Here is a 23960-nt window from a genome sequence, read left to right as displayed (position 1 = left end):
GTCATGCCTCTCACGCTCGAACCCTATTTCCGCGACGAGAAGGGCGCCAGGCTCCCACGCAACAACCTCTACGATCGGCGCCTCGGGTTCCGGGGGCGGGAGCCGGCTGCCGCCGCCGCGGCGGCAGCCGTCGCGCGCGCGGCCGACGACAAGCAGACGGACGAAAACAGGCCGGCGAGCGTCGTGCCGCGGCTACCGGACGCCGCACATCCCGTCGATCTCAAAGCCGTCGAGCAAGAGATCCTGGCAATCTTCCAACGGTTCACCCTGCCGCCGCGCAGAGCCGACCGTCTGGCAGCCGAGAAGCGTCTGAAACAGTTGCGCGCCAAGCAGGACGGCAAGACGACGATCAAGGTCAAGATGCAGAGCGCCGCCAAGACCGGCGCCCGAAAACGCAAGAGCAAGTCGAAGAAAGCGCGCAAGTCCGGCCCGCAGACCATCCTCGAGGACGAGCTGATCCCGGCCGATGTCATCGCTTTGACTCCCAGGGAAACGGAAGACGCGATCGCCGTAGAGATGGCGAACCTGACGAGCGGTCGAGGCGGCCTGGACTACGGGCTGATCGAACTTTGGAACGGATATCTCTGCATCTTTCTCAAAGAACGAGACGCGACGCGCGACGCACAGAAAGAGGAAGAAGACCCGACCGAATGGGAATTAGCCCAATACATGCTCAGTTCCGATTTCGACGACGAGCAGCGCGCCGCAATGACATGGACGATCTATTGTCAGCTCGACGATGCCCTGCAAGAAGCCTGCTACAGCCTTGTCAAAGCCGACGGCACGGCGCCGGTACTGCAGGCCGCACCGGCCGGCGGCCAGCCTGCGGTCCCCGCCGCGACGAATGGCGACGGCGCGGCCGGCGTCGCGGCGGCTCCGGCCAACACTGCTGCGGCCGACGTCAAGCCGGACCACAAGATGGCCGACGATCCGCAGCCGCGGCCGGCAGCCGCGGCGGCGGAAACCGCGGTTCTGCAGAGCCTGAAGCGCATCTCGATCGGCATGCAGGACTACGAGTATCTCGACGAGACGGACCTGCTGCTCACCGGCGAGGCCGAGATCAGGGGAAACCGCGGGATCTTCAATCGCGGCTGGGAAGGCGTCTTCCGCCAGTTCACGATCAACGCCGGCGTTCCCATCGGCTCCGACGCCGCCGTGAAAATCCCGGAGAAGCTCGCCTATCTGTTCAAGCCCGTCACGACGCTGAGCGCCAAGGTGACGCTCGACATGTACGACAAGCGCGGTGAGAAGACGTTTCCTCGGAAGGGGCCGGCGGCCCGGTGCAACCTCCCGGCGATCTGGATCCCGAAGCGGATGTTCGACTATTTCTACGACGAGGACGATCCGTCCTACGCCATCGCCATGCAGGGCGACGTCGTGCGCCGCCTCGACTACCCCGACCCGTCGGTCAAGGGCGCGGAGGACAGCTCGGCCTATCGCGTCGTCGGCGGCGAACTCCTGCAACTGTTCTACAAGGCTCTCTCCGACGCCAGCGGCGGCGGCGGTGGCGGGATGCGGTCCGACAGTCCCGACGAGGCGCTGTATCACTGGAACGGCGATCTGGAGGTCGGGATCGCGCTCGGCCTCGACGAGGCAAGGTACCTCGAAGAGGCCAAGATGCCGGAGGACTGGAAAGACTGCGAAACCGCGACGCCGAAGGCCCGCACGCCGATGCGCACGGCTGTGCCGCGCGACGACGGCGGCGACGCGCGGATGGACAGCGAAATCCGCTACTGGAAGCAGTTCCCCAACCCGGTCGTGCCGAAGTGGAAGAACGCGCCGCTGATCACGATCCCGGCTTCGGACCGCGATGCCGACGACCTGATGACCCATCTCGCAGACTATGGAAACCTAGTCTACACTAAGAAGCGCAAGGGCGCCTGGCGTGAGGCGCTCGGGCCGAAGAAGGCGGTGCCGATCGGCAGCCAGATCGGCAAGCGCGCCAGTGCCGGCGCGGTCATGGACGCGGCCCTGCGCGCGATCGGCGGCATCGACGGAACGGTGGCGGGAGCGGCCGAGCCGTTCGACCTGACCAGCGCGACCCAATTCGTCGAATTCACGATCGAAGACCCGTTGGCGAAACAGGCCTGGGCCGCCTTCTCGTCCGAGGTGGAGCTCTGGGACGCTGAGGAAGGCGCGGCGGAGGTCGCCCCTCCACCCGGCGCGGGGCTGGACGCTGCGGCGGCAGGCGCGGCAGGGAGTGCGACGGGAGGCGCAGCGCCGAAGCCGCGGGCCGCCGACGACAAGGATTCCGACGCGAAGCCGGCGGCTGCGGCCCCGTCCGGCATGGGCGGCGGCGGGGCCGCGGCGGACAAGCCGGCGCCTCCGGCCCCGGCACGCATGGACATCGACAAATCCGATGCGGCGCCTGCGCCTGCGCCTGCGCCTGCGCCGGCGGCGGGCGGCGGCGGGGCGGCGGCGGATGCCGCCGACGGCGGCCTCAGGATGTTCGGCGCCGACGCGGGCGGCCAGCCTCCGGCGCCGGCACGGCCACGCGAGCCCGAAGACGCGCCCGGCCCACGCGCCAAAGAACGCGCCCTCCTGCGCACCCAACAGGAATGGTGCCATCTCGTCGGGCATGGCGACGGCGGCGACGAGGTCTTCGAGAACTTCATCGCCGGCAGCAAGCACTGCAACACCGAGCAGCTCGCGATCGAGACCGGCCAGCGCACCGCCCGCCGCACCTATGGCCAGACCGGCGACGACAAGTCCGATCCGATCGCCCTAGCGGTCAAGGTGACGGCCTATCTCTTTCCCAACAACGGCATCGGCGCGAAGCGGCAGAGTTTCCTCGCATCCGAGATCACGTTCCTGCGCGTGCTCGGATTGCTCGTCCCGAAGAGCGTCTATCACCCCGACGTGCCCGATATCCCGAAGACGACGAAAGCGATCCTGGACCTGCTCGAAGAGTATGAAATCTACAAGATCTCCCGGGAGGCGGACGGCGGCGGCAAGGACAAGCCGGCGGCGACGGCCAGCGGGTCGGTGGCGACGGCCAGCGGATCAGCGACCACGGCCTCCCTAGCCGATCCCTTCGCGGCAGTGCTCGAAAAGGCCAGCACGGCCGGCGTCAGGCTGGCCAAGGACAGCGACGAGACGCCCGCAGCGACCTGGTGGAGGCTCTGGCAAGAGGCTGCGGCCGGGGGCGCGACCGGCGCCAAGCTGGCAGGGGCCGACGCCAAGCCGGCAGGGGCCGACGGCGGCGCGCGGCGCGCGGCGGCCGCCGAAAAGCGCGAGGCGAGGGTCGCCGTCGCGGCGCTGCCCAGCGGGCTCGGCGCAGCCGGCATCGCCGCCGCTCCGGCCGCCGGCGACGACAAGGTCGCCACGGATGTCGTCTTCAAGAAGCGCAGGACCGACGCCGGCACTGCGATCCCGACCGCGTCGGGCGCACCACGTTCCGACGGATCCGCCGATGCCGAGGTTCCGGCCATCCCGTGGAACCGCGTCTCCGAGGATCTGAGGGAGCGGCTGGCGGCGATCCTCGCCCTGCCGCTGCCGATGGGCAATTTCATCCGCTACAAGATCTTCTTCAACAAGAGGAGCACGGCGGCAAAGGAAGATACGAAAGCGCCGACGACCTGGGTCAAGGTCTTCGACCACACCTTCGACGCCCAGAAGGAGAGTTTCGACTTCTTCCAGTACAAGATCGTCGAGACGACGGTCCGGCGCGTAATCGCCACCAAAGCCGGCAAGGACACCGATTATCGCCTAGAGATCCGGAACAAGGCCAACAAGGTCAGGGACGACAGGGCGAAGGCCGACGGAGCCAAGGCGGACGACAAGTCCGGCGCGGACAGCAAGGACAAGGCGGGCGCGCAGGCCAAGGAGGGCTCGGCGACCGCGACCGCGAATGCAAACCCCGCGGCGGGACCCCGGCCGATCGCCGGGACGGTCGCGATGGACAGGAACTGAGCGGTGAGCGAGCGCCTCGACCGGCTCCGCAGCGAATTCGCGACCGCCCGCGCCACGGGCCGGCTGCTGCTGCGCGCGCAGATGCTCGACAACCACCGCCTCGCCGTCCACTGGCGCGACCTCATCGGCACCGACGCGCTCGATCTCGACGGCCTCACGATCCCCGACGCGGAGCCCGACGGGCGGCTGACCCTGCGCGGCCGGCTCGATCTGCTCGGCCTCGGCCGCCAGTCCGTCACCGTCACGCTGTTCGACTCCCGCGACGACGAGCAGCGCTACGACGATGCGATCGAATGCATCGTCGCGCTCGACGCCCCCGTCGCGCGCTGGCGCCTGGCGGACTGGTTCCTGCAGCCGCGCCCGCCCTGGGCGCACTTCGCCTTCCCGCCCGAACTGGCACTGGAGGAGGCCACGCTCGTCCTCTGCTCCTGCGATTTCGTCGATCCCGACGGCTTCGTCTACGGCATCGCGCAGCCGCGCGTGCCGATCACGACTGCGCTCTCGGCCGGTCTTAACTTCAGCGCCCGGATCTCCGGCTACGAGCAGGCCTTCGCGCCGGCCCGCAAGCTCTGCGGCGCCTTCGATATGAGGCCCGCGACCGGCGTGATCTATCGCGACGAGGACGAGGACGGGCTGCAGCTGGAGCTCTGGTATGCGGCCGACGAGGATGCTCCCGAGGGCCTGGCGTCGTTTAACGCCTCCGGCGTCGCCGCGCTGGCCGTCACGGTCGACCGCATCGGCTGCTCGGGTCCGATCGGGCCGGATGCGCGCGGCGCCTGCGGCATCATGCTCGACGCCGCGATCGCGCTCGGCGGCCGGACGCTCGATCTCGAGATCGCACTCTCCGAATCGCGGGCGTCGCTGTCGGCGGCCTTCGCGGAGAGCGGCGCGCTGACGCTGGCCGACATCGAGCACGCCTTCGGCCTCGACGCGCTCACCGACCTGCTGCCCGCGCCCTTCGACCATTTCGGCGAGATCGGGCTCGCCGGCTTCGAGGCGATGATCGGCCTGGATCGGCTCGCGCTGGAGCGCCTGAGCTTCGCCCTGAAGACGCAGCACCCCTGGAGCCTGATCGACGGCGTCCTCGCGATCCAGCCGTTCTTCTCACTGCATCGCTCGGACGATGGCGGCAGGCCGCAGACGCAACTCAGCATCGGCGGCGAGTGGATGCTCGGTTCCTCGCGTTTCGTCGTCGAGCTCGATCCCGACAGCGGCGAGTTCTCCGCCTCCATGGCGGTCGGCGAAAGCCTCGACATCGGCGCCGTGTTCGATCGCTTCCTGCCGGCGGTGGCGCGCCCGACCTGCACGCTGCTCGACCTCGACATCCACGGCAATCTCGGTCGCCGCAGCCTCGGCCTGCGCATCGAGACCCAGGGCGGCTGGGGCTTCGATCTCGGCGGCACCGCGATTTCGGTCGAGGAGATCGAGATCACGGCCGATTACGACGGCGCGGATTTCAGCGGCCATCTCGCCGGCACCATCGTCATCGCCGGCTGGCGCGCCCATGTCGACCTCGTCCTCGACGAGGAGTGCTCGTTCTCGGTCGTGCTGCCGGAGCTGCGCGTCGGCGAGATCGCGGAAGACTTTCTCGCGCTCGTCGGCCGGCCGGTCGAGCTGCCCGATTTCGACCTGCAGCAGCTCAGCCTCACCATCGCGCCGGCAAGCGGCGCCTTCAGCCTGAGCGGAACCTCATCGACCCGCTTCGAGGTCTTTTCCGGTTTGGAGATGCAGATCATCCGCTTCTCTGTCGAGCGCGCGGTCGCCGGCGGCGCGGGCACGCTCGACGCCGCACTCGATCTGGCCTTCGTGATCGACGGAATCGGGCTGGTCGCTTCCGCGCAATACAGCCATGTCGAGGCCAATGGCGTGCCGGGCAGCGAATGGGTCTTCAAAGCGGCGCAGGGCCGCGAGCCGATCCGCCTCGGGGGGTTGATCCGGTCGCTGGAGCGGATGGTCGGGCTGGACTACCCGCTGGAGCCCGGCGATCTCGCGGTCGAGGAGCTCGAACTGGCCTTCAATCTGGGCGCGGCCGACCGTCACCTGTCGCTCTCCTGCAAGGTGACCAGCGGCGGAAAAGAGTATGCCGCATTCCGGTTGCTGGCCGAGAAGCGTGCGGCCACACCCGGCGGCGAGGCGCGCTGGACCCATCTGATGAGCATGCAGGTCGGGCTCGACCGGATCGACCCGGCGCAACTGCCCGTGGTCGGACCGATGCTCCGGCAGGGCACGGGGCTCAAGCTGGAAGCGCTCAGGGTGACGAAAGCCTCGCAGGCTTTCGCCGCCGCGGATGCGGAGCGGTTCAGGACCGTGACCGGCGGCGCCGATCTGCGCCTGCCGGTGGCGGCGGGGCTCGACGTCAAGCTGCTGGCAAGCGGATTGGGCAGCGTCCCGCTCGGCCTGAGCGCCGTCACCGGCGAACCGTCGCAGCCCGCTCCGGCCGCGACGCCTGGCCTGCTGGCGGCCGCGCCGCCTCCGCCGATCGACGAGACCAGCTGGCTCGTCGTCGACAAGGGTTTTGGCGCCTTCACCCTGGAGCGGCTCGGTCTGCGCTTCCAGAATGGACGCTTCACCCTGCTGTTCGACAGCCATCTCACCCTGCAGGGGCTGACGCTCAGTCTCGCCGGCCTGGGCATGGGTTCGCGGCTCGACCGTTTCGATCCGTCCTTCGAACTCGCGGGCATCGGCATTGGCTTTTCGTCGGGTCCGGTGGCGGTGTCCGGCGGCCTGATGCATGGCGCGCCCGGGCTCTATCAGGGTTCGGTCCGGATCGCGGCGTCGAGCTTTGCGCTCTCGGCCATCGGCGAATACGCCACGCCCGATCCGAGCCGGCCCGATCTCGGCGACAACACCTCGATGTTCGTGTTCGGCGTGCTCGAGGCGCCGCTGGGCGGGCCGCCTTTCTGCTATGTCCGCGGGATCGCGGCCGGAATCGGGCTGAACAGCCGGTTGAACCAGCCTGCGGCCGCCGATGTCGGCGATTTCTCGCTCGTGCAGGCCGCGATGCCCGGATCCGGCTTCGCCAGCCTCGGCCTGGCCGAGGTGATGCGGGCGATGGACCGCGACGTCCATCCGCAAGCCGGGCACGAATGGCTGGCCGCCGGATTGCGCTTCAGCTCCTTCGAACTGATCCAGTCCGTGGCGCTGGTCACCGTTCCCCTCAACAATCCCGGCAACATCGCGCTGCTGGGCCTGTCGCGGCTGAGCATGCCGCCGGCGGCGCCGGACCCGATCGCGATGATCGAGGTCAGCCTGATGGCGAGCCTGCAACCCGCCGCCGGCCTGATCGCCGTGCAGGGGCAGCTGACGCGCAACGCCTTCCTGCTGTCGCATGACTGCCATCCGACGGGAGGGTTTGCGTTCTATGCCTGGTTCGGCGGGCCGCACGAAGGTGACTTCGTCGTCACGCTCGGCGGCTATCACCCGAAATTCCCGGTCCCGGCGCATTATCCCAAGGTGCCGCGCCTCGCGATGCAGTGGCGGCTCTCCAGCGCCCTGCAGATCAAGGGCACCTCCTATTTCGCCCTGGTGCCGAACGCTGTCATGGCCGGCGGCACGCTCGAGGCCATCTGGGAGAGCGGGCCCGTCAGGGCCTGGTTCAGGGCCGGCTTCGACTTCCTGATCTACTGGAAGCCCTTCGCCTACCAGGTCTCGATCTCGATCAGCGTCGGCGCTGAGGTCACCGTCGATATGCTGTTCACCACCGTCACGATCTCCGTGCATGTCGGGGCGGAACTGACCCTGCACGGCCCGCCCTTTGGCGGCGAAGCCTGGGTCGATCTCGATGTCGTGTCGTTCACCATTCCCTTCGGTTCCAGCACGCCGGATCGCACGCCCCTGACCTGGGCGCAGTTCAAGACCGCCTTCCTGCCGCCGACCCTGTCGCTGCCGCCGGGCGCGACCCTGCCCTGGTCGGGACCAGGGGCCACCAACACCATCTGCCTGGTCCGCCCGGCAGCCGGAATCATGTGCGACCTCACCCGCCAGAAAGGCTATGCCGGTCCGCTGCAATGGGTGATGAACGGCGAGCGTCTCGCGCTCGAGATCGCCTGCGTGATTCCGGTGAAGAGCGTCAGTTTCAACGCGGCGCCGCTCGCAGCGGGCGCGGGCCAGACCTGGTCGGCGGCTGTCGGCGTGGCGCCCGCCGCCGTTCCGTCGGGCGCCTTCCACTCCGATCTGACCGTCGTCCTGACGCGGCTGCGCGTGAGGCCCGGCGAAAGCACCGCCGTCGCCGACATGGTCGTGACGCCCGTCCTGCGCAACGTCCCGGCCGCCCTGTGGCTGGGCGAAGCTTCGGGCGTCCATGCCTTGCCCGCGCCCACGCTGGGCGGACAGACTCTCATGCCGGACGCCCTGGTCGGCATACGGCTCGCACCGGCCCGGATCGAGAGCCACCGCACGGCCGAGATCCCGACCGAAGCGCTGCAATTCGCTGAAGCCGCGCCCTTGCCCTTCGACTGGAACCGCAGGCCCGACAAGGCTGCCGCAGCGCCGCTCGCGGCCATCATGGCGGCCCTGTCGCGCCGCGCCCTGTCGGGCCGGCCGGGCCTGCCAGGCCGAGCGCGCCGCCTCTCGCACAAGCCGCAGAGCTGCAGCCTGGGGGCACAGCCCGCATGAACACCACGGTTTCCAACCCCGCCGCCGGCACTGGCGCCCTGCTGAGCTTCGTCGAACATCACCATCCGCCGATGACGCCCGGCGACTATGAGCTCAGCGTCGCGCAGCATCTCGGCCTGCCCGGCGTTCAGGACAATTTCCTGCACAAGGCGAGCTTTGCCGTCGGGGGCGAGCGTTTCGCGCTCGACCCGGCCGAGATCGACTCGGTGTTTCCACCGCGCTCCGCGGATGGCGAGTTCTTCAACGTGCTGCCGCATGTCGTGATCACCCGCCGCGCCTTGCCGTGGGAACGTTCGCTGGCCGGATCCGGCTCGCCACCTTCGGGCCTGACGCCATGGCTGGCCGTGCTCGTCTTCGACCAGAGCGAGGCGGTCGTCGGCCCCAAACCCATGACCGTGCTCGACCTCGTCGCGGCCGACGCGCACCCAGGCGGACGGCTTCCCGCCGGCACGGTCTGTTATGAGGGGCTCGGCCGGCTCGACACCGGCGAAAGCTATGACGATCCGTGCCAGGCGATCGATCTCGATCTGTCACTGTTCCAGTCGATAGCACCCACTCGCAAGGACCTGGCCTGGCTGGCCCATGGCCGGATCACCGCCACATCGCGCAAGGCCGGCGCCCTCGGCGCGAACGCCGCCTCGGTCCAGGACTATGCCATCGTGGTTGCGAGCCGGCTGCCACGCATGGACAGCCGCAGCCTCGCCTGCCTGGTCTCGCTGGAGGGCCTCGGCGCATGGCTTCCCGGCCCGGGCGCGCATGTGCCCGGTGCCGGTCAGCGCATCCGACTCGCCTGCCTGACGAGCTGGTCCTTCCACACGCTGGCGGAGCCGGAAACCTTCAACGAGTGCCTGATGGCGCTCGACCGCGCCGCGCTGCGCCCCGGCGCACCAGCCCCTGCCCCTGCCCCTGCCCCTGCCCCTGCCCCTGCCCCTGCCGAGGCCGGCGAAGCCTATATCGCCGCAGCAGCCAATCTGGGGTATCTGCCGCTGAGCCATCAGCAGCGCGACGGCGGGACGGCCATATCCTGGTATCGTGGTCCGCTGGCGCCGACCGCGACGCCGCGCACCGTCGCCGTGCCGGTGGACAGTGCCGACGCCGCCCTCCGCCAGGATCCCGCGACCGGGATGCTCGACGTCTCTTACGCAACAGCCTGGCAGGCCGGCCGGCTGCTCGCCTTGCAGGATCGGGTGTTCTCGACGGCGCTCTACCGATGGAAGACCTCGACGCGGCGCGAGTCGGTCGTGCAGGCCGAGCGTGAGCTTCTCGGCAGACGTCTCGGGCAGACGGTGGCCAGCGGCGATCTCAGAACTGGGGCTGCCGCATCGCTGGGAGAGCGGATGGGAACAGCGCTGGGGATGACGGCCGCAACGACATCGGCAGCCACCGCGCAGCCCGTTGCCTTTTCGCCGACGGCGTCGCCACCGACGATGGTGATCGACTGGCTCGCGCGGCTGCGGCTGCTCAAGGGCGTGCCGTTTCCGCATCTGGTGCCCGATGAGGCGATGCTGCCGCCGGAATCAGTGCGGTTCTTCCATCTCGACCTCAACTGGATCGACTGTCTCGCCGATGGGGCCTACAGCCTCGGTCGGTTCACGACCGGCGACCGCCTGCACGACGACGGCATGGTGGATGACGTGCACGGCGCCGCGGCCGAGGCGGCGCGCGCTTTGTCGGGAACGACGGCCGCGACCGGCCCGCTGGAGGAGGTCAGCGGCCTGCTCCTGCGATCGCGGGCGGTGTCCTTCTGGCCGGGCATGGAGATCGCGGCCCGCTCGCGCAGCGGCGAGCCGCTGCAGGTCCTGCGTTTCGAGACCCTGTCTCCGACGCTTCTGATCGCGCTGTTTGAGGGCCTCGTCGAGGAGATCGACCTCCACGAGCCGCCCGAAGCGATCCATTTCGGCGTCGACCTCGAGCTCCATCGCGGCGTCGTCTCGAAGGCCCTGCGCGGGGCTGCCGCCGTGGTTCCTGTCGCCTTCCGGGCCGAAAGCCGCGTGCTGCGGATCGACGAACTCGCGGCCGGAATGCGGGCCGCCCTCGGCTCGGGACCCTTCACCGCGGCCGAATTCGCCCGTGAGATGGTCGAGGGCGTCGGCAAGGTCACCTTCAAGCGCTCGGGAACGGCGACATGACCGGCAAAAGCCTGATCGTTCCGATCAGCGTGGACGCGATGTGCGTCGGACAGGGCACCGCTGCGGCCGGGCTGCACTTTCGCGGTGCGACCGCCGTGTTCTCGGATCTCCCCGGCACCGATTCCGAAGGACAGTTGGGCGGCAAAGCCTATCTCGGCGACAGCGTCGGCGTGCTCCCGCGGGTCACGCCCGAGCCCGGCATCCACCTGCACTGGGCACTTCCCGACGCGCTCACCAAGGCTCGCGCGGACGAGGCGGGTGGCCTGACGTTCCCGCCGGTGCCCAATCGCTGGCTCGTCGTCCGGATCGTGGCGCGCCGGGACGCCAGCCGCCATCCGGCTCCCGAATTGCGGGCCTGGATCGTCGAGAGCGACTTCCATCAAGCCGATCCCTCTCTGGCGACGGTGTCGGTACCGTTCGAGGCGGCCGATGGCGGCCAGTTTCACCGCTATCTCGGGCGCTGCGTCGATCTGGCCGGCTGGTCCGAAACCGTCACCCCCGAGGACCGCTTCGGGAACGGCCAGCCCCTCACCGCCGTCGGCTATGGCGAGATCAGCTTCGCGGCCTATTATCCGAGTTGCCGCAACGTCTTCGGCTTCCACGACCCGATGGACGATCTCGACGGGTTCGACCCGACCGGAGGTGACCGCGTCAGCTATCTCGTCGCAAGCTGGTTCGAAGACGACAAGCTCGAACCGCTGGCGCCGTTGGCGGCGACGGGCGGGGGCCTTACCTGGGCCTATGAGGACCGGGCGGGCGTTCGCCCGGAGCGCACGATCTGCTCGGGCCTGATCCGCGACATCGCCTGGAACCCGTCGGGCCTCGCCCCGAGCGGTCCGGCCAGGCCGCTCGAGGTCGCGATCGGCAACACCGAGACCGAGTGCGTCTCGGCGCTTCTGGCGAACCGCCCCGGCCTGGCTGGAGACGAGGACGCCGAGTTCCTGCTGGACGCGGCGCAGACCGGCACGCTGTCGGAGCATTGGGGCGCGGACCAGACCGTCAAGCTGGAACACCTGCTGCACAGCAGCGCCTTCGCCAGTCTGGCCGGCGAGACGCTGTGGCAGGTGGCGCCGGTGCCATCGGCGGCGGCCAGGGCCGGCGCCCGCCGTGACGACCCGCCGGAGGCACCGGTGGCGCTGAGCGCGGCGCTCGCGGCCAGGGTCGCCGCAGTGAATGCGCAGCAACGCGCCTATGAGCGCGCGCACGCGGCCCTTTCGAGCCGGCGCGAGGCGTTGGTGTTCGACTGGCGGCGCTTCATGCAGGTTCTGTATGGCGAGCAGGACGAGAGTGCCGAGCAGGCGGTGCCGGAACTGGCCGACACCAGGCAGCGCGGCCGCTTCGCCCGGGCGCTGCGCGAGATGATCGAGGCCGAATGCCTCGGCCTCGGACGCGAGACTGCCCGCATCGGCGTGCTGGCGATGCCGCCGGATGGCGCGCCGCCGACAGGCTCCCCCGACGGTTCGCTGGCGACGCAGCTCGCCGCCGCGCTCGCTGGATTGCGCGAGGCGGCCCGTGCGGAATGCGGCGACGGCTTCATGCTCAAGGCGACCCCCGGCGCACGCTTCTGGGAGCCGCTCGAGCCGGTGATCCTGCTCGCGGGCGACGATGCGCGCCCGCCGCAGCGCTATGGCGGCGACGGCCTGCTGCAGTGCCGCTGGTCCGACGAGATCCGCGCGGAACTCCTGTCGGAGACCCATGGCGCCCCGACGCGTTTCGCCGCCGAGACCTGGCTGGCGGGGCTCGACCTCAAGGCCCTGCCCATCGCATCGGAGGCGCGCGCGCTGCTGGCCGAAGCCATCCTGACCGATCCGGGCCAGGCGGGACGCATGGCTGCCGCTCTGGCGTCGCAGACCGGCGCGCCGCCCGCGACCCTCGAGACGCAGCTGCGCGCCATCCAGGCGGACACTGCGGCCGGCTCGGCCTTGCGGCTGACCGGACGCTCCACCGCGCCGATCGGGCTTGCCGTCTGGAACGGCAATCCGTGGTTGCCGCTGTTCCTGGACTGGGAGGTCGAATACACGGCGATGCTGGCGCCCGAAGCGCCGGCGGCGCCCGACGCAGCTCCGGCCTTTGCCGCCGATGCCCTGATTTCGCGGTATCAGCTCGATGGCGACCGGATCGATCTCGTGCCGCGCCGGGGCCCGGCGGACGCGCCCAGGACGCCAACTCCGATCGGCGGCGTCGGGTTGCTGACCCAGAGCGCCTTCCGTCGCCTGACGCGGTCGCTCTCGGAGCTGGTCGCGCACGCCCCCGACGACCAGCTCCGCGATGCGGTCGCCAAGGCCGGCGCCATTCCGGCGCTGTCGCATGTGCTGAACGGCTTCAACCAGGCACTCCAGGCGCGTCAGCGCGCGTTGCAACTGCGCGTGCTCGACCCCTTCGCACCCGATGACGAACTGACGCGCGCGGTCGCCGCGCTGGCCCCCACGCGTGACGACGCCACCGCCAGGCCTTTCAGCCCGTTCCTGCCGATTCGCGGCGGCTATCTCAAGATCACCAGGCTCGCCCTGATCGATGCGTTCGGGCAGGAGCGCGCCCTCGACCTCCGGCATGCGCGGCTGGCGCGGGCCCGCAGCCTGATGCCCAGAGAGCCGGAGTCGATCGCCAACGGCCTGGCCCATCTGCCACCACGGCTGGTCCAGCCAGCCCGGCTGAATTTTCGCCTGCTCGACGCACGCAACGACGATGCCGATGCCCACGACCACCCCTCCGCCAGTCCGATCTGCGGCTGGGTCGTCGTCAACAATCTCGAGCCCGGCCTGTCGATCCATGCCGCCGACGGCGCGGCCTGCGGCACGCTCCGGCTGGTGGACGAAGAAACCGACGCGGTTTGGACCCCCCCGCCCGGAGCCCGGGCGGACGCCTCGATCGCCGACGGCCATCTCGCAGCCTTCGTCAAGGGCGTCCTGGATCATCCCGACCGGGGCGCCTTCCTGGCAAAGCTCGCCCACACCATCGACCGGACGCTGGCGACGATCGTGCCGGACAAGGCCAACACCGACGAGGCGATCGGCCTCCTGTTCGGCCGGCCCCTGGCGCTGGTCAGGGCCGCCCTGTCGCTCGAGTTGCGCGGCGAGCCCCGTTCGACGACCGGCTGGGACGCCGTGGCCCGGCAGGTCAAGCAGATCCAGGCCGGCGCCCTGCCCGAGGTCGCCGCCATGCGCGACAGCCTGCAGTTCACGCGCGTGCGGGTTCCCGTCAAACTCGGCGATCTGAACCAGATCGACGACGGACTGGTCGGCTATTTCATCGAGGGAGCCGACGGCGCCGACTACCGGACCTTCTATGCGGCCGTGACCGACACGGCGGGCCATGGTGTCGAACCCGCCGGCAACCGGCCGCTGCTTCTGGCACCGGCCGACCGGGAGCCGCTGCGCGCCACCCTCCTGATGGACCCGTTCGCGACGGTCCACGCCACGACCGGCATCCTTCCCGTCAAGGGGATCGACATCCCTGCCTCCTATTACGCAAAGGCGCTGGCTTCACTCGAGGCGAATTTCCTGTGCAACCCCGTGCTGGCTTCGGCGGGCGCGATGCAGCTGCCGTTGCCGTCGATCACTGGTGTTTCCTGGAGCTGGATCGAGGCCGAAGGCGAGGGCTGGAGCGCTCCTGCGGACGTCACCGGAACGGGCGAGCGCCCGCGCGCCTCCTACTCGCCCCTGCGGCTAGTGGACGGCTGGCTGCGGCTGACTCCCAAGGCAGCGGCGAACGACGAGCCCGCGCCCGGCGCGGCGCGCTGACGACATTATCGAACGAACTGCGACAACGGAGGCTGCGTCGGATGGACTTCTCCCCCAGGATCGGAATGACCCTCGAAACCAGCGGCGGCGACCAGGTGCTGTTTCGCAGCACGACGCGCGGCCGCAACGAGCTGACGGTGAGCCTCGTCAACACCCCGCGGAATGGCGACCTGCTGCTGTCCAGCGACGGCACGGCCGGCCTCGTCCTGAACCTCTCGAGCCTGTGCAACGCCGGCGAACTCGCCCTGGTTAAGGTCACGTCTCCCGGCTGGACGTTGAAGCAGAAGGACGGCCAGAACCAGCTTCCCCTCACGCTCTCGCCGAGCCAGGACCTGCGCTGGCGTGACGGCGAAGCGCTGACCATCACGATCAGCCTCGGCGCGGTGGGCGCCGGAGCCAAGCTCGACCTGAAGCCGATCAAGGCGACGCTGCGCAATCTTCGCGGCGACGCCCCGGACCAGATCTGCGCATCGAAGACGCTGGACGACTTTCTGATGCTGGTCGCGGCGCTCGAAACGCCGAAAAATCCACTCCGGAACGCCCTGTCCTTCTCGATCGAACGCGTCGAGCCAACGACGGCCGGATTCGACAATTTCGACGACGTCTACACGGCCGCAGGACTTCCCTACACGATCGCGAACCAGCTGCGGTTGACGATCCGCAATCTCAGCGAGAAGAGCACGCTGCTGAAGGCCCGCAAGGACGGCAGCAAGCCGGTGTTCACCCTGGTCTTTCCGATGGTGCCCATGGCCCAGGGCGACGATGTGTCGAAGACCTATGGCAGCACCGCCCTGACGACCGAGGATCTCGCCGCAGGCATCAAGATCGATCCGACATCCGACGGCGATCACGGCTGGTCAGCCTCGTCGATCACGGCCCAGAGTCTGGTTTGCGAGGTCACGCCCGCAACCGAAAACAAGCTGCTCTTTGCTCCCGGCGGGGCGCTGGAGCTTCTGATCCGCGACGTTAAGACCAGACTTCCGGCCTTTGCGACGCAGATCTACCTGCTCCATAGCGGGTTCGGCGAGTTCGACGAAGGCTATGAGGTCCTCACGCTGCGCAAGGCCGTCCCCGATCCGCAGATCCTCGATTTCACGGCGGATCCGGTGAACATCTACTGCGGCGATCCGGTGACGCTGAGCTGGTCCGTGCTGGGCGCGGACCGGGTCGACCTGTCCTACATCGAGGGCGGCGCTCCCGTGCGCAAGAGCAGCGCCGGGGCCCCGCCACTGCTGGGCCTTCCGGTCGGCACCTTCGAACACCTGCCCTATGCCGAAACGACGGACTACACGCTTTCGCTCTACAAGATGGACCCGGCCAACCGCAGATCCCGCAAGGTGCTCGACAAGTCGGTGCGTGTCGACGTCGTGATGCCGGTCGTGGAATTCCGGATGACGCCACCGGCGGCCGCGCGCGACGAACGGGTGATGCTGACCTGGAACCTGATCGGAAAATGGGCCTTCAACGGCCGGCTGATGGAAGGCAACACGGTCCTGCAGAAGATCGTGAAGCCAGCGGGAACGCCATCCCTCACCGGCTCCATGCCCCAGAGCGCCACGGTGAACCGCTTCTACCGTCTGACCGGCGATTGGGCCACGCCGACTCCGATCCATGTGGAGGCCGAGGCGACGCTGGCCGTCGTCGCGCCCGTCGCCGGGATCGCCGCTTTCAGGATGTACAAGACGGTCGATCGGATCTTCGGCGAACTGGTCTTTCGCTGGAGCGGGAAGAACACCTCGCGCTTCGCCATCGGCCATTGCGACAAGGACGCCTTCACCGGGCTCGACGGTGTCAGCCCGCGTCCAGGCGAAGGCCGCCAGCTCACCGACATCTTTCGCATCGTCGAGATCGATTCGGACAACAGCTGGGGCTCGGCCACCGTGCCGATGAGCCAGGTCATTCCCTGGCCGGAAGACGGCTCGGAACCGACGCTGCAATGGTGCAACGACCAAATCGAGCTGCGCGACTTCTATCTTCTCGCCTGGGGCGACGAGGGAACGAGCGCCTTGCCGATCTTTCGCAAGGCCGAACGGCTGGACCGGGATCAGGATATGTAGTTTTGCGGTGAACAGCGCAGATCGGTTGCCTGCCCGAAAGGTGGGCCGGAACCGTGGTACTTCGGAAGTATCTGATCGAAGTGCAGACCGGAAACAGCCGGATACTTTAGCCGAGACCAAAGAGATACTATCAATCTTTTCTTCCGAAACGGGCCGAGATCTGTTGGGCGATATCGCGGTACGCACCTACCTTCTCCACGTGCCCGATAAGAGAAGCGAATGGCGTTGAATTCTGCCGCGCCTGCCGAACCGCCTCGTGTGTCCGCTTATCCACTTAAGTCACATCCAGCATAGGCCTAAACAGGCGAGATATCGATCGGGCAACTCGCTACCATTCCATTCGCTCGTACTCGGTGAAACCGCGCAACGGCATTGTAAATGACACCTGATGGTAGACGCTCCTCTCGCACTGTCGCGACGAGCTCCTGAAATGGCGGGCAAAGCGTCCGATTCAGCACCTCCAGTCTCGGGCTCGACCGATTGCCCAAAAGCGGTCGTTCTGGGAGTCGGCAAAGGGCCAAGATCGGAGAAGCGCCCCACCCGCGCTCCGGCGAGTTCAATGCGCAAACTCATACGAAATGCAAAACGCCGCATATCCCGTCGGCTGTATCGACGGATCGATGACGGATGTTCGCGGGCCCATTGCCGATAGCTTTGCGGGGCCGGTCAACATCGGCATCATCGGCAGGTAGAAGCGACTGAGCCCATTGAACGGGCCATAGTTTTCGCCGATCCCGTCCCTCGATTTGGCGTATCGTATTGCGAATGATTTCGCCAACATCGACCTCATCCGGTCGCGTCGTTATCCTTGTCCCGTTGATCACCTGACGCAGCGGCTGCTTGGCAATTTCACCAATCTCATAGCTCGGCCATCACGCCCTCAACGGTTATCAATCGGGTCACATCGCCGCGCGGATGGCTTTCGCAACTTTACGGCGCTGGACGTCGGCTGGAAGGGCAACTCCCTGTTCCGGATCGCGTGCATGGTCTTCGACGATCCTCGCTGCTTCCTCCAAAGCTTCGCGTCGAACTGCCGCCCGAAACACCGCTAGAGGGTCCTTCGGGCTAGGCGGGCTTTCCCATGCTGTGATGGGGTAGCGACCTTTTGCCCATTTGCCGAAGTCGTCCGCAGCTACATTCAACAGCGCCTGTGCGTGAGGATCGCCCATGCATTGCGATCGGTTAAGCAGCCAGGTGACGAGGCTCTTTTCGGAGTGGCGCCAGCCATCGATGAACTGTCTTGATCGTGCCATCGTCGTTCTTGCCCATCGATGCGAGGGCCAGACCCTCTGCTAACTGCCCGGCGACACACGCGTGCAATTGCGTTCTTTCCGGGTCTGGCTGCTCTCAATTCGATCTAGGCGGCCAATCTGGCTTTGAATCTTTCTATGATGTTGAGAGCGGCGTCGTTGAACTCGCGCCGTAAAAACTCGTCCCGATCTACGTCTCCGGCAATGGTCGCCGCCGTGATCTCGCCACCAAACCGAACGATCGCTTCGACGATTTCGAATGAAGCGAACCGCGTTCCCCGCGGTGCAGTGACGCCCAATGTTTGCCAGGCTCGATGCAGCTTTTTCAAAAGTTCGCGCTTGGGTATCGAGGCGTTTCGCAGCGATTGCCAGATCAGCTGGTTCTCATCCAGTTGGAAGCGCTTGTAGATGAGGTTGTTGAAGGCCACGGCCCAGATCAACGATCCGCCGGAGCGGTACCCATCTCCAGGATGGGCGGATGCCAGCCTTTCATCGAGAGCCTGCTGCAGAAGCAGCGTATCGCGGTAAAGGCAGGACTGCGTGCATAACGCCATGTCGGCTTCATCGATCGGCCCATCGACACGTACCGGCCGCCCCGGCTCGATGACGATATCGTCTGGATGCGGCAACGGGTTGGGTAGCGGCGTCCTATTGCGCTTGGCCCGCTCGATCTCCGCCCATTGCTGATCACGGTAGCGGCTCCAGAACTCGTGACTGTCGGCGATCTCGCGGGCCTCTTGCTGGTACGCCCGTTCGATCCGCAGCAGAGCATCGCGCTGCGCCAGCGGATTGCCTTTCACCGCATTGGTGATCTGCGACTGGACCACGGCATCGAGCATCGACACTTCTGTGCTCGTACCGTTGGGCTGGACCGTGACCAGCCGCCTCGATTCCCGCAGCGTCGCTAGGTGGACAGCATTGTCCTGCAGCGAAAAGGGGAGCTCCGGTGCACGTTTAGGGCGTCCATTGGGATTGCCCGACTGGCCCGGCTGGAAGCGCCCGCTCGGCATAGGCTTTTCCCCGAAAAACAGCTCGGCCTTGGCATCCTGGATGGTTGACGCGGGAACTTTGCCGGGACGCTCTGGATCATCGCTTTGGGCCACGGATCAGCCCTCCCGAACCAGAGCGCCATTGCCGGAGAACGCACGTTCCTCAGCGACATCCTCGAAGCGCTGGTTCGATCCAGCCAGAACCGCATGCTTGCCGGTGAGCTTCTCCCAACGCGCGACGATGGTGTCGCAATAGGCGGGCTCGTATTCGAGGAGGCGCGCCTGGCGACCGCAGGTCTCGGCTGCGATCAGCGTTGTGCCGGAGCCGCCGAAAATATCGAGCACGATCTCGCCGCGCTTCGAGCAATCCTTGATCGCGTCAGCCACCAACGCCGTCGGCTTGACGGTTGGATGCATCGCAAGCTCATCCATGCGCTGGCTACTGAGGCTGCTGATCCCGGCATAGTCCCAGACATTGGTGCGGTAGCGGCCGGTGTCGCCGAGGCCAAAGCTGTTGGTGTGAGGCGCCGTACCGATTTTAAAGACGAACACCAGTTCATGCTTCGAGCGATAGAAGCTGCCCATGCCACCGTTGCTCTTGTTCCAGACGCAGAGGTTTTTCAGCTCGCTGAATGCCGTTTCGCCGGCATCGAGGAGTTCGCGCATATGGCGCCAGTCCATGCAGACGAAGGCGATGGCGCCGTCGCGGCAGACTGCCGACGCATTCGACAGGGTCGTCGTCAGGAAGTGCGTGAACTCTGCGCGCGACATCTCGCCGGAAGCCATCGCAAACTCTCGGTGGCGCACGGAGCCGAGCCCGCAGACATGGCCATCGATCTCCACATTGTAGGGAGGGTCGGTGAAGACGAGATCAGCGCGATCATTGCCCAGCAAGCGACCGAGATCGTCAGTGGATCGGGCATCGCCGCAAAGCAGGCGATGACGACCCAGTTGCCAGATCTCGCCGAAGCGCGTCACCGGTATCGTAGGAAGTGGTGGGATTACGTCTGCAGCAGGCCGGGGCTCGGTCCTGGCCTCGCGAGCCTGATCGAGCGTAAAGTCGATCTCAGCGATCGAGAAGCCGGTCAGCGACAGATCGAAGTCGAGCTCGCCCAGCGCCTCGAACTCGATCGCCAGGATCTCTGTGTCCCAGCCCGCGTTGAGCGCCAGCTTGTTGTCAGCCAGCACATAGGCGCGCCGCTCCACCGCACTGAGATGCGACAACCGCAGCGTCGGTACTTCAACGATGCCCAGCTCTCTTGCTGCCAGCATCCGACCATGCCCGGCGATGATCTCACTCTCGTCACTGAGCAGGACAGGATTGGTGAAGCCGAAGCGCCGGATGCTCTCGGCGATCTGGCGAACCTGCTTGCGGGAATGACGCCTGGCATTGCCCGCATACGGGCGAAGCGAGGCGATTGGAAGCATCTCGATCTTGGGATGTGGCTGCGACACGCAAAGCTCCCGGCGTTGCTACAATGAGAACATATGAAGAACAATAATGTGGCTCGATCAAGCGAAAGCTCTGGCTGCGCGCCCAATCATGGCAGGAGCATCATTTAGATTAGCCGGCTATATTCGAAAACCGTTGCAAGCGCGGTTCAAGGCTCGCCCAGAATCTCAAACCCGGAATGAGTTGAAAACGACGCTTGCTCTTTTTTGGTGGAAGCCGCCGTTGGGCTCGCGGCTGACCGAAGTGGCGAATTCTGCGAACCACTGGCATCGGCACTGGCCTATGGTCTGGTCGGACTTGCCGCATCCCGCAGAGCTGCAAGGCGGCTGCATCAAACGACAATGCGATCCCGGCTCACGGCAGGCCGATCCCGCTTGTGGGCAATTCGATCTCGCTACCGGACAATGCCATCCCGCATAACGACAATCCGATCCCGGCAAACGACAATCCAATCCCGCTTAGCGGCAATCGGATCCCGGCAAAGGGCAGTGGGATTTCCCGTCAGTTGCCGAGAAGCAGGCGCAAAGAGGCGCACCGCTCGGCGATAATGGCTCGAAAATGCGGGACTCTGGAGAGACGATGAGCCCAGGCCTGCGACGACGGGTCCATCGCGAGCAACCCGGCCAACTGGAGATCACCTGCATTTTTCAGGAAAGAACAGGAAGAACAGGGAGAACAGCCGGCAGCAGGAAATCAGCGAGCCGACGCTGGGAGCGACAGCTAGCCGGGCAGCGTCGTCCGGTCCGAACTCCGTCCACCGCCAATTTATCTGCACCAAATATTTGATTTGATTAAGAAATCGAGAAAAGCGGACGACCCGCGCCCCAACCGTCACCCCAACAGACGTTCGCGCTTGCGGGGTTCTTGGATGTCGAGAGCCCATCGCCGGGCGCGCCGTTCAAGCGATGCTGTACCGCTTTGCGCCAACAGGCAGACTCTGGGCTGCCGCCCCGAACCAGACATTCACGGTGTGCGTCCGGGGTCTAATGGCGACCTGAGGCAGGCAAGAATGTCCGTTTTCGGCGCCTGCATCCTCGCATCCTCGGAACTAACGCGTGTCAGGCTGGGCCAGCTCGACGAGATCTTGCGCCAGTGCGGCGATTATCCTGCTTCCCCAGTCCATTTGACGCTCCAGCAGGAACGCCCGCAGCGATTGCCGTTTGGCGAACTCAGTGGCGCTCGGGCCGCTTTCAAGATCTCCACCGCTACCGGTGAAAATCCCAGAGCATGCTCTCGCTCAACTTCCTGAGCGCGTCGGCGGAATCGGGCCTTTCCCGCGCTACCGCGGTGATCAGGGCATCCGCCAGGGCGAAGATGGCGCTTGGCGAGTTCGGCAGGAGACGGCTGCCGGCCGGCGCGAACAACGTCAGGTCCGCGACCCGGGCGAGCGGTGAGATCAGGCCGTCCGTGAGGGCAAGGATGGGCATGCTGCGCTGCGCTGCCAAGCTGCAGATCTCGAGAGTCGATCGTGAATAGCGCGGCATCGAGATCGCGACCACGAGGTCGCCACGCCCTCCCGATAGCATCTGGCGGATCGTGCGGGTCGGCCCAACGCGTGAGGCTGCAAAGATGACGTCGGCATCGAGGTAGAGCGCCAACCCCTCCTCGAGGAACGACGCGACATGGTGGCTTGCCCCCGTGCCGACAATGAAGATCCGCTTGGCGCCGAGCAGCAACTCGATGGCGCGGGTGACAGTCGCATCATCCAATGCGGCAATGGCGGCGTCGAGGTTGGCCGCCTGATCCCTGAGCGCCCCGATCAGCGTCGCATAGGGCGAGGCTGGCGCATCTTGGCTGTCGGCCAAGCCGCGCACCGGCTCCATCGCCAGCTTGAGCGCCTCGGATAGCGACGCTCTAAATTCGCCATAGCCGCTGAAGCCGAGCGCCCTGACGAAACGCGTCAATGTCGCCGTGGAGGCGCCGCTCTTCGCTGCCAACCGTTCGATCGTCATCGTTGCCGTATCCAGCGGATGCTGCATCACGAAGTCGGCGGCCTTGCGGTGGCCGGCGCTCAGCGAAGGGTAGAGGCTCGCGATTCTGCTTGCCAGATCTGTGGTTGGCTTCAGGGTCGGGAACATCGATCATTCGTCCGATTGACGATAGATTAGTTTCATGTTTCGTAGACGGCGAAAATCAATCTGTCAAAATGGCAGAAGGAGGGAGTGAATGATGTCGTTGCGCAGCCAAATCGTGGTCGCATGTGTGGCGGGTGTGTGCCTCTCGGGGAGTGCCGCCTGGTCGCAATCGCTCAAGATCGCACTCTCCTCGGAGCCGACGGCAGTCGATCCACATTACCATGATCTGACGCCCAACAATGCGCTGGCGATGCACATCTTCGACGGCCTGGTGCTGCAGGACGCCAAGCAGGCGCTGCATCCGGGCCTCGCCGCCTCCTGGGAAAACGACGGCAAGAACCGCTGGACCTTCAAGCTGCGCCAAGGCGTGACGTTCTCCAACGGCAAGCCCTTCACCTCCGAGGACGTGGTCTTCACCTTCTGCAGGACGCTGAAGAACGAGACAAAGGTCTCCGGCTCCTTTGCCGACATCACCGGCAATTTCGCCTCGGTCGAAGCCCCCAATGCGCACACGCTCGTCATCAATACGACAGAGCCTGAGCCGCTGCTGCCGAACCTGTTGTCGGGCCTGCCGATTCTGAGCGCCTCGATCGTCGAGCATGGCCCGATCAGCTACGACGTCGCCAAGAACTGCGGCGTCACCGGGCCCTGGCCAGCGGTCAACAATTTCAACGACGGCACGGTCGCGATCGGCACCGGCCCCTACAAGCTGAAGAGCTATGTTCGCGGCTCGGCCATCGAGTTGGACCGCAACCCGACCTATTGGGGCCCCGCCGAGCCTTGGGCGAGCGTGCGCTTCGTGCCGGTGACCAATGCCGGCCCGCGTCTCGCAGGCCTGCTTGCCGGCGATTATGACGTGATCGAGAACCCCGCCGCGCGCGATCTCAGCCGGATCAAGAGCGACAAGCGCTTCGGCCATGTCATCACGCCATCGACCCGCGTGATCTATTTCCAGCTCGATGTCGGCCGCGACCAGAGCCCCTTCGTCAAGGCCGAGGACGGCAAGAACCCGCTCAAGGACGCGCGCGTGCGCAAGGCGATGTCGCTGGCGATCGACCGCGACGCCATCGTCAAGCGGATCATGGACGGCGCCGCCGAGCCGGCCTACCAGTACCTGCCGACAGGCATGTTCGGAACCCAGCCGAACCCGGCCAAGCTCGCCTATGACCCGGCCGCCGCCAAGAAGCTCCTGGCCGAAGCCGGCTATGCAAAGGGCTTCGAGCTGACGCTCTCGACCACCAATGACCGCTATATCAACGACAGCCAGATCACCCAGGCCGTCGCGCAATACCTGACCCAGATCGGCATCAAGACCGAGGTCGATGCGATGACGCGGGCGATCTATTTCCCGCGCCGGGCCAAGAAGGAATTCAGCGTCGCGATCGGCGGCTGGGGCTCGGGCACCGGCGAGGCCGCATCCTTCCTGCGCCAGTGGCCGCCGACCCCCAACGAGGCCAAGACCATCGGCGGTTCCAACTATGGCGGCTACAAGAACGACGCCTTCGACACGCTGATCCGGACCGCGATCTCGACGCTCGACGACGCCAAGCGCTCGGAAATGCTGCAGGAGGCCGGCAAGCTGGTGCTCGCCGACAACGCCTTCATCCCGCTACACTTCGAAAGCGGCATTTGGGCCTACAAGGCCAACCTCGCCGTTGCCGGTCGCGTCGACCAGCTCATGCTCGCGATGTCGGTCAAGCCCGTAAACTAGAACCTTGAAAACGTGCGATGACAACAACAT

The 23960-nt window shown here is 66.6% G+C and carries 10 protein-coding genes; 6 read left to right on the top strand and 4 right to left on the bottom strand.

Annotation, left to right across the window (positions count from 1 at the left end):
• The first annotated feature begins 3 nt into the window (after positions 1-3).
• The 5 genes from AC1DYU_RS14375 to AC1DYU_RS14355 all read left to right on the top strand — a co-directional run bounded on the left by AC1DYU_RS14375 (position 4) and on the right by AC1DYU_RS14355 (position 16452).
• On the top strand, positions 4-3912 hold the full coding sequence (locus tag AC1DYU_RS14375) for a hypothetical protein (protein WP_476792212.1): 3909 nt from the start codon (positions 4-6) through the stop codon (positions 3910-3912).
• Between the two features lie 3 nt (positions 3913-3915).
• Positions 3916-8526 (top strand): DUF6603 domain-containing protein, encoded by a 4611-nt coding sequence (locus tag AC1DYU_RS14370; protein WP_476792211.1) that lies wholly within the window; start codon positions 3916-3918, stop codon positions 8524-8526.
• Complete coding sequence (locus AC1DYU_RS14365; RefSeq protein ID WP_476792210.1) at positions 8523-10655, top strand: hypothetical protein; 2133 nt, start codon at positions 8523-8525, stop codon at positions 10653-10655. Before AC1DYU_RS14370 ends, AC1DYU_RS14365 begins: the two co-directional genes overlap by 4 nt.
• Positions 10652-14395 carry a hypothetical protein gene (locus AC1DYU_RS14360; protein ID WP_476792209.1) on the top strand — a complete coding sequence of 1248 codons (3744 nt, stop codon included), beginning with the start codon at positions 10652-10654 and terminating at the stop codon, positions 14393-14395. The genes AC1DYU_RS14365 and AC1DYU_RS14360 overlap by 4 nt, the downstream gene beginning before the upstream one ends.
• 65 nt (positions 14396-14460) lie before the next feature.
• Positions 14461-16452, top strand: coding sequence for a hypothetical protein (locus tag AC1DYU_RS14355; RefSeq protein WP_476792208.1), 1992 nt, complete (start codon positions 14461-14463; stop codon positions 16450-16452).
• 899 nt (positions 16453-17351) lie between these two features.
• Here AC1DYU_RS14355 and AC1DYU_RS14350 read toward each other — a convergent pair.
• The 4 genes from AC1DYU_RS14350 to AC1DYU_RS14335 form a co-directional block, all read right to left on the bottom strand.
• Positions 17352-17705, bottom strand: a complete 354-nt coding sequence (locus AC1DYU_RS14350) for a hypothetical protein (protein ID WP_476792207.1) — start codon at positions 17703-17705, stop codon at positions 17352-17354.
• 104 nt (positions 17706-17809) lie between these two features.
• The gene (locus AC1DYU_RS14345; protein ID WP_476792206.1) at positions 17810-18805 is read right to left on the bottom strand and encodes a DUF5681 domain-containing protein; all 996 of its coding nucleotides are present in this window, start codon (positions 18803-18805) and stop codon (positions 17810-17812) included.
• Positions 18806-18808: 3 nt separating this feature from the next.
• Positions 18809-20119, bottom strand: coding sequence for a site-specific DNA-methyltransferase (locus AC1DYU_RS14340; protein ID WP_476792406.1), 1311 nt, complete (start codon positions 20117-20119; stop codon positions 18809-18811).
• 1230 nt (positions 20120-21349) lie between these two features.
• Positions 21350-22222 carry a MurR/RpiR family transcriptional regulator gene (locus AC1DYU_RS14335; protein WP_476792205.1) on the bottom strand — a complete coding sequence of 291 codons (873 nt, stop codon included), beginning with the start codon at positions 22220-22222 and terminating at the stop codon, positions 21350-21352.
• Between the two features lie 88 nt (positions 22223-22310).
• On the opposite strand from AC1DYU_RS14335, the gene AC1DYU_RS14330 reads away from it, so the two are divergent.
• Complete coding sequence (locus tag AC1DYU_RS14330) at positions 22311-23930, top strand: ABC transporter substrate-binding protein (RefSeq protein WP_476792204.1); 1620 nt, start codon at positions 22311-22313, stop codon at positions 23928-23930.
• Positions 23931-23960: the final 30 nt, after the last annotated feature.

The sequence above is a fragment of the Allobosea sp. P2_B12 genome (genome assembly GCF_056404835.1).
Note: the sequence above shows the minus strand (reverse complement) of the source record. Positions and strands in the feature narration are given on the sequence as shown.

Bases quoted from the DNA above. Each gene is read 5' to 3' on its own strand.
- AC1DYU_RS14375 (WP_476792212.1), top strand. From the start codon at position 4: ATGCCTCTCACGCTCGAACCCTATTTCCGCGACGAGAAGGGCGCCAGG.
- AC1DYU_RS14365 (WP_476792210.1), top strand. From the start codon at position 8,523: ATGAACACCACGGTTTCCAACCCCGCCGCCGGCACTGGCGCCCTGCTG.
- AC1DYU_RS14360 (WP_476792209.1), top strand. From the start codon at position 10,652: ATGACCGGCAAAAGCCTGATCGTTCCGATCAGCGTGGACGCGATGTGC.
- AC1DYU_RS14355 (WP_476792208.1), top strand. From the start codon at position 14,461: ATGACCCTCGAAACCAGCGGCGGCGACCAGGTGCTGTTTCGCAGCACG.
- AC1DYU_RS14350 (WP_476792207.1), bottom strand. From the start codon at position 17,705: ATGGCACGATCAAGACAGTTCATCGATGGCTGGCGCCACTCCGAAAAG.
- AC1DYU_RS14340 (WP_476792406.1), bottom strand. From the start codon at position 20,119: ATGCTTCCAATCGCCTCGCTTCGCCCGTATGCGGGCAATGCCAGGCGT.
- AC1DYU_RS14335 (WP_476792205.1), bottom strand. From the start codon at position 22,222: ATGTTCCCGACCCTGAAGCCAACCACAGATCTGGCAAGCAGAATCGCG.
- AC1DYU_RS14330 (WP_476792204.1), top strand. From the start codon at position 22,311: ATGATGTCGTTGCGCAGCCAAATCGTGGTCGCATGTGTGGCGGGTGTG.